This is a genomic window from Paenalcaligenes niemegkensis (assembly GCF_022230885.1).
Classification (GTDB): domain Bacteria; phylum Pseudomonadota; class Gammaproteobacteria; order Burkholderiales; family Burkholderiaceae_B; genus Paenalcaligenes; species Paenalcaligenes niemegkensis.
In genome coordinates this window covers 715,845-728,034 of record NZ_JAKGCT010000004.1, presented here as the reverse complement: position 1 = coordinate 728,034, position 12,190 = coordinate 715,845, and the positions used below count along the sequence as shown (strand labels likewise).

At 52.5% G+C, this 12,190-nt stretch carries 10 protein-coding genes and 2 pseudogenes; 7 read left to right on the top strand and 5 right to left on the bottom strand.

The window, feature by feature from the left end; translation table 11 throughout:
* Window positions 1-12 precede the first annotated feature (12 nt).
* On the bottom strand, window positions 13-660 hold the full coding sequence (lexA, locus tag L1889_RS07535) for a transcriptional repressor LexA (RefSeq protein ID WP_238664620.1): 648 nt from the start codon (window positions 658-660) through the stop codon (window positions 13-15).
* A 142-nt stretch (window positions 661-802) separates the two neighbouring features.
* On the bottom strand, window positions 803-2,002 hold the full coding sequence (locus L1889_RS07530) for an amino acid aminotransferase (RefSeq protein WP_238664619.1): 1,200 nt from the start codon (window positions 2,000-2,002) through the stop codon (window positions 803-805).
* Window positions 2,003-2,090: 88 nt separating this feature from the next.
* Here L1889_RS07530 and uvrB point away from each other — a divergent pair.
* From uvrB to L1889_RS07495, 7 genes and pseudogenes are all read left to right on the top strand, one after another.
* Window positions 2,091-4,116: pseudogene (gene uvrB, locus L1889_RS07525) on the top strand (excinuclease ABC subunit UvrB).
* A gap of 340 nt (window positions 4,117-4,456) precedes the next feature.
* Window positions 4,457-4,948, top strand: coding sequence for a low molecular weight protein-tyrosine-phosphatase (locus L1889_RS07520; protein WP_238665880.1), 492 nt, complete (start codon window positions 4,457-4,459; stop codon window positions 4,946-4,948).
* Window positions 4,949-5,114: 166 nt separating this feature from the next.
* Window positions 5,115-5,621 carry a Fe-S cluster assembly transcription factor gene (locus tag L1889_RS07515; protein WP_238664618.1) on the top strand — a complete coding sequence of 169 codons (507 nt, stop codon included), beginning with the start codon at window positions 5,115-5,117 and terminating at the stop codon, window positions 5,619-5,621.
* 18 nt (window positions 5,622-5,639) lie between these two features.
* Window positions 5,640-6,857 (top strand): IscS subfamily cysteine desulfurase, encoded by a 1,218-nt coding sequence (locus L1889_RS07510; RefSeq protein WP_238664617.1) that lies wholly within the window; start codon window positions 5,640-5,642, stop codon window positions 6,855-6,857.
* Window positions 6,857-7,213, top strand: coding sequence for an iron-sulfur cluster assembly scaffold protein (locus tag L1889_RS07505; protein ID WP_238664616.1), 357 nt, complete (start codon window positions 6,857-6,859; stop codon window positions 7,211-7,213). The genes L1889_RS07510 and L1889_RS07505 overlap by 1 nt, the downstream gene beginning before the upstream one ends.
* A gap of 99 nt (window positions 7,214-7,312) precedes the next feature.
* Entirely contained in the window at window positions 7,313-7,636 is a 324-nt protein-coding gene (locus L1889_RS07500) for a HesB/IscA family protein (protein WP_238664615.1), read from the top strand.
* A 7-nt stretch (window positions 7,637-7,643) separates the two neighbouring features.
* Window positions 7,644-8,534: a methylglyoxal synthase gene (locus L1889_RS07495; RefSeq protein ID WP_238664614.1), complete on the top strand. Its 891-nt coding sequence runs from the start codon at window positions 7,644-7,646 to the stop codon at window positions 8,532-8,534.
* A gap of 143 nt (window positions 8,535-8,677) precedes the next feature.
* Here L1889_RS07495 and lysS read toward each other — a convergent pair.
* The 3 genes and pseudogenes from lysS to prfB form a co-directional block, all read right to left on the bottom strand.
* Window positions 8,678-10,194 (bottom strand): annotated as a pseudogene (gene lysS / locus L1889_RS07490) (lysine--tRNA ligase).
* Window positions 10,195-10,206: 12 nt separating this feature from the next.
* Window positions 10,207-10,962 carry an SDR family NAD(P)-dependent oxidoreductase gene (locus L1889_RS07485; RefSeq protein ID WP_238664613.1) on the bottom strand — a complete coding sequence of 252 codons (756 nt, stop codon included), beginning with the start codon at window positions 10,960-10,962 and terminating at the stop codon, window positions 10,207-10,209.
* 1 nt (window position 10,963) lies between these two features.
* Window positions 10,964-12,068, bottom strand: a protein-coding gene (gene prfB / locus L1889_RS07480; protein WP_238664612.1) for a peptide chain release factor 2 whose coding sequence is annotated in 2 segments (ribosomal slippage) — window positions 10,964-11,986 and window positions 11,988-12,068 — 1,104 coding nt in all. Because the reading frame shifts where the segments join, the coding sequence is not laid out codon by codon here.
* Window positions 12,069-12,190 lie beyond the last annotated feature (122 nt).

Below are 12,190 nucleotides of genomic sequence, written 5' to 3'. Positions count from 1 at the left end.
GCCGTTGCCGCGTTAGTGCAGTGGGGCTGTACGAATCAGGCCCACGGCTATGCCTTCCAGCGAAAAGTCGTCACCTGGCCGGATGGTAATGGGCTGGAATTCAGGGTTCTCGGGTAACAGGGTGACGAGCTTGCCGTTAATTTGCAAACGTTTAACCGTAACGTCGTCGCCGATGCGAGCGACTACGACCTGACCGTTGCGGGCATCAGCAGTTTTCTTGACAGCCAGAAGGTCACCCTCGAGTATGCCTATGTCGCGCATGCTTAAACCCCGTACCCTTAGCAGGTAGTCAGGGGTTTGACTGAAGAGGCTGGACTCAACGCCAATTTCACGTTCGATGTGTTCGGCGGCCAGGATGGGGCTTCCTGCAGCTACATGACCAATAATGGGAAGTTGCAAGGCCTGCAGTAATGGTGCGATCAGACTGTCTGTAGCGGGGCTGTCATCGTCGACCAGGCGTATTCCGCGTGATGCTCCCGCTGTAAGCTCTATAGCCCCTTTACGAGCCAGGGCCTTAAGGTGGTCTTCAGCCGCATTCGCAGACTTGAAGCCCAAAGCCTTGGCGATTTCTGCGCGAGTAGGCGGAAAGCCGGTGCGTTGGATTTCGCTACGGATAATGTCCAGCACTTGCTGTTGCCTAAGAGTGAGTTTCACGGCCATGATGTTACGCTGTTTATTTATACAGCTCCGATTTTGCGCTATAACGCAGTAAAGATCAAGCTTTTGGAGCCTTTGGCCAGAATTCAGATGAAAAAAAGCCCGCATTCAAATGCGGGCGGGGTCTGGATAGGCTTAACGCCCTTTACAGCACAGCAGCTATGGCCTTGACGACGGTATCAATATTACGGCTATTTAAGGCTGCCACGCAGATGCGGCCAGTGTTTACGGCGTAAATGCCATGCTCGTTACGCAAGCGGTCTACCTGATCCGAAGTGAGGCCGGAGTATGAAAACATACCGCGTTGCTCAAGCACAAAGTCAAAGTTTTGCGTTACGCCGTGCTCTTTAAGCTTTGCTACGAGCTGAATGCGCATATCCCGCACGCGGCTACGCATTTCGGCAAGCTCGTCGCTCCAGATCTGAAAAAGTTCGGAATCGTTCAGTACAGCGGCCACTACCTTTCCGCCGTGGGTGGGAGGGTTCGAGTAGTTAGTGCGTATCACCCGCTTCACTTGGCTCAGCACGCGGGTGGCTTCCGTCGAGTCGCGGGTGACGAGTGTCAGCGCGCCAACGCGTTCGCCGTATAACGAAAACGATTTGGAGAAAGATGAGCTGATGAAGACGCTGATGTCGCGACTGACCAGCATGCGTACCACAGAAGCGTCGGCATCCAGGCTGGTGCCGAAACCCTGGTAAGCAATGTCCAGAAAAGGAACGAGATTACGTTCTTGCAAAACGTCCGCAATTTGCAGCCATTGTTCAGCGCTGGGATCCACGCCGGTGGGGTTGTGACAGCAGGCGTGCAGCACGACAATCGTCTGGGCGGGCAGGGCACGTAGTGAAGCAAGCATGCCGTCAAAGTTCAGACTGTGTGTAGCCGGATCGTAGTAAGCGTAGCTGTCGACCGCAAAACCTGCGCGCTCGAAAAGAGCGCGATGATTTTCCCAGCTGGGATCGCTGATCACAACTTTAGAGTCGGGCAACAGTTGCTTCAGAAAGTCTGCGCCAATCTTCAGGGCGCCCGTACCGCCTAAGGCTTGCACTGTGACCGCCCGGCCCTCGGCGATAACGGGAGAGTCGGCCCCCAATAACAAACGCTGCGCACCTTTGTTATAGTTATCTATTCCCTCTATAGGAAGGTAGGCTCTGGCAGAGGGTGTGGCAGCTAGCTTGTCTTCAGCCTGATGTACGGCCTTTAGCAAGGGCAGCCGGCCATCGTCGTCATAATAAACGCCCACCCCCAGGTTCACTTTAGTCGGTCGACTGTCTGCGTTGTACTGTTCGTTCAAACCCAAAATCGGGTCACGAGGAGCCTGCTCTACAGAGACGAAAAGTGAAGTCATTTTGAAGTGTTGTAGCGTTAAAGTAATTGATTACAGAAATACAAAATAATAATGTGATAATAAGAGCTTCCACCTAGGCGTGTCCAGTATGCAAGAATTTAAACCCAGCTTTATCGAGTATCCGAATAGTCCGTTTTCGCTCTATCAACCGTATCCTCCAGCTGGTGATCAACCCACTGCGATTAATGATTTGATCGAGGGGCTTAATGACGGGTTGATGTTTCAGACCTTGTTGGGAGTGACGGGGTCTGGCAAGACCTATACGATGGCAAACGTGATCGCCCGTACCGGGCGTCCGGCGATCGTGCTGGCCCCGAATAAAACGCTGGCAGCGCAACTGTATGCTGAAATGCGCGAGTTTTTTCCACGTAATGCTGTCGAATATTTCGTTTCTTATTACGATTATTATCAGCCTGAGGCTTATGTGCCTTCACGTGATTTGTTCATTGAAAAAGACTCTTCCATCAATGAACACATCGAGCAGATGCGTCTGTCCGCCACCAAAAGTTTACTTGAACGCCGCGACACGATTATTGTGGGCTCGGTTTCCTGCATTTACGGTATTGGGAATCCGGGCGATTATCATGCCATGGTCCTTACTTTGCGCGTCGGCGACACCATTGCACGGCAAGAGCTCCTGGCGCGTCTGGTGGCAATGCAATACGAGCGCAATGATATGGACTTTTCCAGGGGTACATTCCGTGCGCGTGGCGAAATAATAGACATCTTCCCGGCTGAAAGTGCCGAGCTTGCTTTGCGCGTTACGATGTTTGATGACGAGGTTGAGTCCCTCGCCATGTTTGATCCGCTTACCGGCAAGATGCAGCAGGAATTGCGTCGCTATACCGTTTTTCCAGGATCTCACTTCGTCACACCGCGCGACACAGTATTGCGCGCCGTTGAGACCATCAAGGCCGAATTGCGAGAACGCCTGGCTCACCTGACCAGCACGGGCCAGCTGGTTGAGGCTCAACGGCTGGAGCAGCGAACCCGTTTCGATCTCGAGATGATGAACGAGCTGGGGTTTTGCAAAGGCATCGAGAATTACTCCCGCCACCTTTCTGGCGCTGCCCCAGGTGATCCACCCCCACCTTGATCGATTATCTGCCTAAAGATTCATTGATGTTTATTGACGAAAGTCATGTGACTATCGGCCAGCTAAGCGGTATGTACAGAGGCGACCGTTCCCGCAAGGAAACACTGGTGCAGTTTGGCTTCAGGCTCCCCTCAGCCCTTGATAACCGTCCGTTGAAATTAGACGAGTTCGAATTGCGCATGCCGCAAACAGTATTTGTTTCAGCAACGCCGTCCAATTACGAGCAAGAGCATGCCGATGCGGTGATAGAGCAGGTGGTACGGCCGACGGGGCTGGTTGATCCTGAAGTCGAGATACGGCCCGCTACAACCCAGGTAGATGATCTACTGGGCGAGATCAAAGTCAGGGTAGCGGTAAACGAGCGCGTGCTGGTCACGACGCTGACCAAACGCATGTCAGAGGACCTTACCGACTATCTGGCCGAGCATGGCGTACGCGTACGTTATTTGCATTCAGATATCGATACGGTAGAGCGGGTTGAGATTATACGTGATCTACGCCTTGGCGCCTTTGATGTGCTGGTGGGTATTAACCTGCTGCGCGAAGGGCTGGATATCCCCGAGGTGTCGCTGGTTGCTATTTTAGACGCCGATAAAGAGGGTTTTTACGCTCTGAGCGCAGCCTGATCCAGACCATAGGCCGTTCGGCCCGTAATCTGAATGGACATGCCATTTTGTATGCTGACCGAATTACCGATTCGATGCGGCGAGCCATGGACGAGACGGCCCGACGCCGGGAAAAGCAGTTGGCCTTTAATGTCGAGCATGGTATTACCGCGCGAGGCGTGATCAAGGCCGTGCGCGATCTGATCGATGGTGTAACGTCCGCGGCAGCGAAACGAGTCGAGGCAGAGCTTGAGTTTCCGACCGAATTGCTGGGCGATGCCAAGAAGCTGGCACGTGAGATCAAGCGCCTGGAAAAGCAGATGATGGATCATGCTAAAAACCTGGAATTTGAAGAGGCGGCTCAAACTCGTGATCAGCTTCGCCAGTTAAAAGAACAAGCCTTGCTCAGTTAATGCGTTTGTTTATTGTGTTGTGAAAAAAGCACAATAGCCTTAGCTTTTTGTATTGTTACATAATTTTGTAACTATGGTCGTAGCGGTAAAATAATGAGCCGAGTCCAGGCATTACAGCCAGGTATGGGCTACGCGGGTTTTCGTCCGGAAGCGGGGGCGGCGGCGGGTATACTGGTTAATACCTATCTTTCATGCCATCGCTACGCTCGAGCCCAATTAATTCTTTCATTGTTTTACCCACGAAAATTGTATTTTTCGCAAGAAATACAGGCTAGGAAACCCTGGTGGGCTGGTGTGTTACAGGTTGCTTTGGACGGGGTTTTCCCGCACACTTCGGCCTATTATGAGTAAGATACTTTTCGTTTGTACGGGAAATATCTGCCGCTCTTCGAGCGCAGAGGCGGTGTTACGTCGCCTAATCAAAGAGGCCCGTTTGTCCGGACGAATTGTGGTTGATTCGGCCGCCACAACTGATGCCTATATAGGACGTCCCCCTGATCACCGGGCTCTTAATGCCGCCACCAAGCGCGGCTATGACCTCTCCAATTGTGTAGCTCGTCAGGTACTGGCCGAAGATTTCCTGGAGTTTGACCTGATTCTCTGCATGGATTGGGAGAATATGTTATGGCTGCAGCAACGCTGTCCGCCCCTGTACCATCACAAGCTCATGCTATTGATGCGATTTGCCACTGATCACGTAGAGGCCTGCGTGCCGAACCCCCAAGAGGGCGGACCAGAGGCATTCAACAAGGTGCTGGTTTTGCTAGAGGATGCCTGCAAGGGTGTTCTGGAGATTGCAAAGCGCCGCCTTTCCCAGCATGAGGCTGCGTAATATCTCTTTTTAATTGTGGTTAGAACCCCGATTTTTGCGAAAATTAATTGAGATATCCTTAAGAAGCCAATGGGTATTTGTTATACTGGACTAAATTAGTCGGATATACGTATTGGTGAACATTTACGTAGCATCCACCTTGTAGTATCAGGTAAGGAGTCCCAGTATGCGATTAACGACCAAGGGCCGTTTCGCGGTCACAGCCATGATCGATTTGGCCCTGCGGCAGCAAAGTGGTCCGGTAACCTTAGCGAAGATCAGTCAACGTCAAAGCATTTCACTCTCCTATCTAGAGCAGCTCTTTGGCAAACTGCGCCGTCACGAACTTGTAGAAAGTACCCGAGGTCCTGGCGGTGGGTATTCGCTTGCCCGTCTGGCGCGCCACATTACCGTGGCAGATATTATCTTTGCAGTGGATGAGCCCATGGACGCTACCAATTGCGGTGGCCGGGGTGATTGCAAGGTAGATGCTGACGGCAGACGTGGCCAATGCATGACGCACGAGCTTTGGGCGACATTAAGTCGTAAGATGGTAGATTATCTGGATTCGGTATCGCTTCAAGATTTAGTGGATCAGCAACGAATGCGCCAGCTAGAGGAAGCCGCTCAGAAGGCGAATAAAACCGTCAGGCTTCATTCGGAAAAAAACAGCGATACCGCCACAACGATTTAACTATTGGTGGGTTTTATTGTGTCAGCGTACCCAATTTATTTAGATTACTCAGCGACGACTCCTGTTGACCCGCGTGTGCTTGACGACATGCTGATTTGGTTGCAGGGCTCGTTTGGAAATCCGGCATCCAGTAGCCACCGCTATGGGTGGGATGCAGAAGAAGCCGTCGAGAAGGCGCGTGCGCAGGTGGCTGCTGCTATTGGCGCCCAGCCGCGTGATGTGATCTGGACATCGGGGGCAACCGAGTCCAACAACCTGGCAATCAAGGGGGTTGCGCAGGCGAATGCACTCAAGGGCAAGCATATTATCACCTTGCAGACCGAACATAAGGCAGTGCTGGATACGTGCAAGGCGCTTGAGTTCCAGGGTTTTGAAATCAGCTATTTACCGGTGCAGGCTGATGGTCTGGTCGACTTGAAGCTGCTTGAAACCACCTTGCGGCCGGACACGATTTTGGTGTCGGTCATGCTAGTGAACAATGAGATCGGGGTTGTGCAGGACATTCCCGCTATCTCGGCACTGTGCCGCGAAAATGCCACGTACCTTCATGTGGATGCGGCCCAGGCGATTGGCAAGATTCCCGTTAATGTTGATGCGCTCGGGGCTGATTTGCTGTCCATGTCGGCCCACAAGGCCTATGGGCCTAAAGGCATCGGAGCCTTATACGCGAGACGCAAGCCACGAGTACGCCTTGAGGCCCAAATCCATGGCGGAGGGCATGAGCGTGGTCTGCGATCGGGTACCTTGCCCACGCATCAGATTGTAGGGATGGGTAAAGCGTTTGAGCTGGCTACGCAAGAGCTCGATACCGAACGTAAACGAATTTCCGGTTTGCAGGCACGTTTGATAACAGCGCTAAATCAGCTGCCCGGTATTCATTTCAACGGCTCCATCGAGCATCGCGTGCCTCACAATTTAAATATTAGCGTTGATGGGGTCGAGGGCGAGGCACTGATCATGGATTTATCCGAGTTGGCCTTATCCAGTGGTTCTGCCTGCACCTCTGCCAGTCTGGAGCCTTCTTATGTATTGAAGGCCCTGGGCCGTACTGACCAGCAGGCCTATAGTTCATTACGTATTTCCCTGGGCAGGGACACGACGGATATCGATATCGATACCGCTATCAGTGCGATTCAGCAAAGTGTGCGGCGACTGCGCGAGCTGTCACCCTTGTGGGATGCCGCCGGGAATTCAGTGCAATCGTTCCAGACCACCAGCGTCGCTCAGGAATCCTAATGCGATACAACGCGAAAGTAGAGACTTATTTTAAGTATCCGACTCATGCAGGCCTGCTTGATGTCTCATCGGATACTGTGCGCTCAGCCTCGGTAGGTGGTGTAGAGCAGGGCGCTGCCTTGCTTCTGCAAGTTGAACTCGATGGTGAGCAACGTATAGAAAAAGCCCGTTTTAAAGCTTATGGATGCGGGGCGACAATTGCCGCTGCCGAATACGTAAGTGTGTGGGCAGAAGGTAAATACCTGCATCAGCTTTCCGAACTTAGCAGTAATGAGGTTGCCCAAGCCCTGGAGCTACCTGCTGTTAAAGTACACAGTTCGATGCTGGCCGTGCAGGCCTTGCGTGCACTTGCCTGAGCGCGAGTCGTAGCGTCCGCGTTGGTGGGTGTCAGGGCACTGCAAATTCGTTAATATAAGCGTATCAGGCTTATGCTTTAATTTGATTTAGAGGTAATTATGGCTATTTCGTTAACCCAGCAAGCGGCACAGCACATCAGCCGCCATCTATCCAAGCGCGGTTCAGGCCTTGGCTTGCGCTTAGGTGTACGTTTAACCGGATGCTCCGGCATGGCCTACAAGTGGGATTACGTTGACCAGGCAGACGCCAACGATAAGGTGTTTGTCGAACATGGGGTCACATTATTTGTGGATCCCAAGGCAATGCCATTTATTGACGGCACCCAAATCGATTATGCACGCGAGGGCCTCAATGAAGGTTTTAAGTTCCGCAATCCCAACGAGGCTGCGGCCTGCGGCTGCGGCGAATCCTTTACGGTCTAGTTAACACATGGCTCTGCGTTTTGGTTTGGCAGCTAACCAGTTGCATCACGGCTCTCCGGATGCGGCCTTGTTTCAGTGGCTACGCCGTTCGGCCACTGGCATACGGCAGCTGGGCGTAGAGCTATATACGGTTGGGCGCACCTGTAACGCCATCGAAGGCTCGGGCTTGCTCGAGGGCTACGATGGGCTTATACGCTATCCTTATGGCCGTGAGGGTGGGCTCATGAAGATCGTTGCGCGTGTAACTGATTATCCCGACGGAACGCCTCCTTTCGACGGGGCGATTTATTTCATCGATCCGGTCGATCCGTCTTCTATCTTTCCTGAAGCACTGGCGTTGAAGCGGCAATGTATCACCCACGGACGTCCCTTTATTTCTACGCTGATGGGTGCAGTAGAGTGGATTGAAATCGAACGTCTCATCAGCGGTTTTAGTCCTGACCCTCAGGTCCACGCCGTGTTTGATTTCCCTCAGCAGTGCCTGGCTCTGGTTGCACACGATGCGCTCAAAGAGCAAATGGTGGCATTTGCAGACAAGCATTTCGATTTACTATCAGGCTTCGAGTCCAGGGTGGGCACAGGTACCACGGGCAGCCGGTTAAATGAGTTAGCCTGGTCCAGGGGCTGGCCTGCGGATCGCATGTGGGTCAAGCCGTATCTAAGCGGACCTTTGGGCGGTGACGCCCAGATCGCCGAGCTGATTCTTGAGCAGCGCTGCCAGAGGGTCATTTTCTTTGAAGATCCGCACGTTGCGCGGCAGCATGAAGCCGATATTCAATTGCTCGAGCGTGCCGTTCGGGTTGTCACAGATAAAGCCACCTGCATTACTTCCCCGGCAGTGGCTGATCGTTGGGCTAACGCCTTGACAGCCATACCGCAACAAGCCTTTCTGCTCTAAGGCTGCGTCGTTTTAAATTGATCAGTTAGCGATCCGGATCTCCACGCAGCGATATCGACATTCGCCAGTTTGTAGGCCTATGACAAAAAAACGAGCGACTTTTTCGTCGCTCGTTTTTATTGGGTCTGCCTGTGCTGTGCGGCTTAGTCGGCGCGACGCAGGTGAGGAAACAAAATTACGTCCCTGATACTTGGGCTGTCAGTGATCAGCATGATCAATCGGTCAATACCAATTCCGCAGCCGCCCGTCGGGGGCATTCCGTATTCGAGCGCTCGTATGTAATCGGCGTCGTAATACATAGCTTCTTCATCGCCGGCATCCTTGGCTTCAACCTGAGCGTGAAAACGTGCGGCTTGGTCTTCCGGGTCGTTTAGCTCAGAGAAGCCATTGGCAATTTCGCGGCCCGTTATGAAGAGCTCGAAGCGTTCGGTTAGCTCGGCATTGGTATCAGAGGCACGCGCCAGTGGCGAGACTTCAATAGGGTAGTCGATGATATAGGTTGGATTCCAGAGTTTGGACTCGGCCGTCTCTTCGAATAGGGCCAGCTGCAGGGCGCCCAGGCCGGCTCCGGCGAGAGGGGGCTGTCTACATCTACCTTTAGCTTTATAAGCTCGCTACGAATGAATGTGGCGTCATTCAGCTGGGTTTCGTTGTAATGTGGTGCGTGTTTCAGAATGGCCTGGGTAATGGTGAGCCTGTCAAAGGGCTTGGCGAGGTCGAGAGTTTGCCCCTGGTATTCGATGACAGCCGTACCACGAGCCGCAATAGCGGCGTGGCGTATCACTTTTTCGGTGAAATCCATTAGCCAGTTGTGATCAGTGTAAGCGGCGTAGAACTCCATCATCGTGAACTCGGGATTGTGCCTTGGGCTTACCCCTTCGTTGCGGAAATTCCGGTTGATCTCAAACACACGTTCGAAGCCACCCACTATTAGCCTTTTCAGGTAAAGCTCGGGTGCAACGCGCAAGTACATCTCCATGTCTAGCGCATTGTGGTGCGTGGTAAAGGGCTTAGCCGATGCACCGCCCGGGATAGGGTGAAGCATGGGTGTTTCGACTTCCAGGAAGTTCTCGTCGATCATGAATTGACGGATACTGCTGATGGCTTTGCTGCGTGCCAGGAAGGTAGTGCGCGTTTCATCATTCATGATGAGATCAACATAGCGCTGGCGATAACGAATTTCCTGATCAGCGAGGCCGTGAAATTTGTCAGGCAAGGGACGCAACGACTTTGCCAGCAGACGGACACTTGTTGCGTGCACTGAAAGCTCACCTTTGTTCGTTTTAAATACGGTGCCTTCTACAGCGAGAATATCGCCTATATCCCAGGTCTTGAAGTCATTGTAGATACCTTCACCCAACGCATTCTTATCCAGGTAGATTTGGATGCGGCCGCTGCCATCTTGCAGCGTGGCAAAGCTGGCTTTCCCCATAACGCGTTTCAGCATCATCCGGCCAGCCACACTGGCGGGATGGGCCGCCTCGGCTAACGTTGCTTTATCAAACTCGTCGAATTTTACTTGTAAGTCGTTGGCATGGTCGTCAGGGCGGAAGTCGTTAGGGTAGGCATTGGCTACTTCACGCATTTTGTCGAGTTTGCTCCGACGCTCGGCAATAAGTCGGTTTTCGTCGGCGACTGGCGCTTGGGTACTTTGAGTCATGGTAGTGTAAATCTATGAATGGTGACGTATGTCGTCTATAACCTGGTTGCCGAACTGGGGGCTTTCAAGGTAGTGAATAATGTTGGCAGCAGTAGCTTCGGCGGACATCAACTGCTGACTTTGATGCAAATCGATAAAGCGCGAGAGACCCGGGAAGTCGTCTCGGCTTTGTCCGCGGATGTGTGCCTGCATTTCGGTGTCAATAACCCCTGGCGCCAGCGAGGCGCACCGTACATCGTGCCCTTCGGAGGCTAGCGTCCGGGTGTAATGGTCCAAGGCGGCTTTGCTGGCACAATACACCGTCCAGCCAGAAACAGGGCTGCGGCCTGCTCCGGATGAAATATTCAAGACTCGCTTATCGGCTTGAATCTGAGCAATGTGCTGTAAGAATGTGGCGGTCAGGCTAATGACCGAAACAACATTCAGCTGCAAGGCCTGAGCAATCGCTTTGCTATCGTTCAGATTTGAGCATAGGGCGACCGGGTCGACTGTGCCTGCATTGTTGATGAGGCGATATGCAGAGGCATTGGCAGGCAAGATGGCCAGCAGATGCTCTTGGGCAGCAGCCGTGCCCTCGGGGCTAGAGAGGTCAGCCGAAATGGCATGATAAGAGGCTCCTGCACGAGAAGCCTCTTCAGCTAGCTGTGCGTTCTCCGATCGGGAGATCGTGATCAACAGCGTATCAGCTGACAGCGACTGCTTTGCTAAAGAAGCTCCCAGGCCCCTTGAGGCACCCGTAATGACAATGACACGCTGTTTTTTAATCATGTTAAATACCTTGCTTCAAGCTGGCCTGAATAAAAGGATCTAGATCGCCGTCCAGAACACGCTGTGTGTTCGAGATTTCCAGGTTAGTGCGTAAATCTTTAATGCGGCTTTGATCAAGTACATAGGAACGAATCTGGTGTCCCCAGCCTACATCGCTTTTGGCGTCTTCCAGTTTTTGCTGATCAGCCATTCGTTCACGCATTTCTTTTTCGTAAAGCCTGGATTTAAGCATCTGCATGGCTTCTGCACGGTTACGATGCTGCGAGCGATCGTTCTGACACTGCACCACAATGCCTGATGGCATGTGGGTAAGACGTACTGCGGAATCAGTCTTGTTAACGTGCTGACCACCGGCCCCGCTTGCACGGTAGGTGTCTACACGCAAATCGGCAGGGTTGATTTCGACTTCGAAAGAATCATCGATTTCGGGGTAGACAAACACGCTTGTGAATGACGTGTGGCGTCCATTGTTGGAATCAAAAGGGCTTTTTCGAACCAGGCGGTGTACGCCGGTTTCTGTGCGTAATAGGCCGTAGGCGTATTCGCCTTCGAATTTAATAGACGCTGATTTAATGCCCGCGACCTCGCCATCCGATTGCTCAAGGATTTCAATTTTGAAGCCTTTGTGCTCTGCATAACGTACATATTGACGCATGAGCATTGATGCCCAGTCTTGAGCTTCCGTGCCACCAGCGCCAGACTGAATATCCATAAAGCAATTCAGTGGGTCGGCAGGATTGGAGAACATGCGTCTGAACTCTAGCTCTTCAATGCGGGATCCGATGCGCTCGGCATCGGCCTCGACCGCTGTGAGAAGTTCTTCTTCGTCTTCTAGCGAGGCGAGTTCGAAGAGTTCACGCAAGTCTTTCAGGGCCACTCGAATTTCGTCGAGTTCGGTAACAATGGCGTCCAGGCTTTTCTTTTCACGCCCGAGCTCCTGGGCGCGTTCGGGGTCGCTCCAGACTTCCGGGCTTTCGAGTTCTGCATTGACGATGATTAAGCGATGGGCTTTTTCGTCGTAGTCAAAGATACCTCCGTAGCTCAACCTCTCGTTCAGCATAGTCGTCCAAATGAGAGTCGATCAAGTTTTGGCGTTCCGATTCCATATTTATGCTTTTCCGTGGTTTTAAGATTCTAGGCACAGCCATTGGCTGTTAAACCATTGATTTTAACCTGTTCGCGGCGATAGGGGCACGGCAAAGTTTTAGAAGGCTGGAATCGGCATCTT

Coding starts and splice junctions, on each gene's coding strand:
- L1889_RS07505 (WP_238664616.1), top strand. CDS start 6,857: ATGCGATACAACGCGAAAGTAGAGACTTATTTTAAGTATCCGACTCAT.
- L1889_RS07485 (WP_238664613.1), bottom strand. CDS start 10,962: ATGATTAAAAAACAGCGTGTCATTGTCATTACGGGTGCCTCAAGGGGC.
- lexA (WP_238664620.1), bottom strand. CDS start 660: ATGGCCGTGAAACTCACTCTTAGGCAACAGCAAGTGCTGGACATTATC.
- L1889_RS07530 (WP_238664619.1), bottom strand. CDS start 2,002: ATGACTTCACTTTTCGTCTCTGTAGAGCAGGCTCCTCGTGACCCGATT.
- L1889_RS07495 (WP_238664614.1), top strand. CDS start 7,644: ATGGCTCTGCGTTTTGGTTTGGCAGCTAACCAGTTGCATCACGGCTCT.
- L1889_RS07500 (WP_238664615.1), top strand. CDS start 7,313: ATGGCTATTTCGTTAACCCAGCAAGCGGCACAGCACATCAGCCGCCAT.
- L1889_RS07515 (WP_238664618.1), top strand. CDS start 5,115: ATGCGATTAACGACCAAGGGCCGTTTCGCGGTCACAGCCATGATCGAT.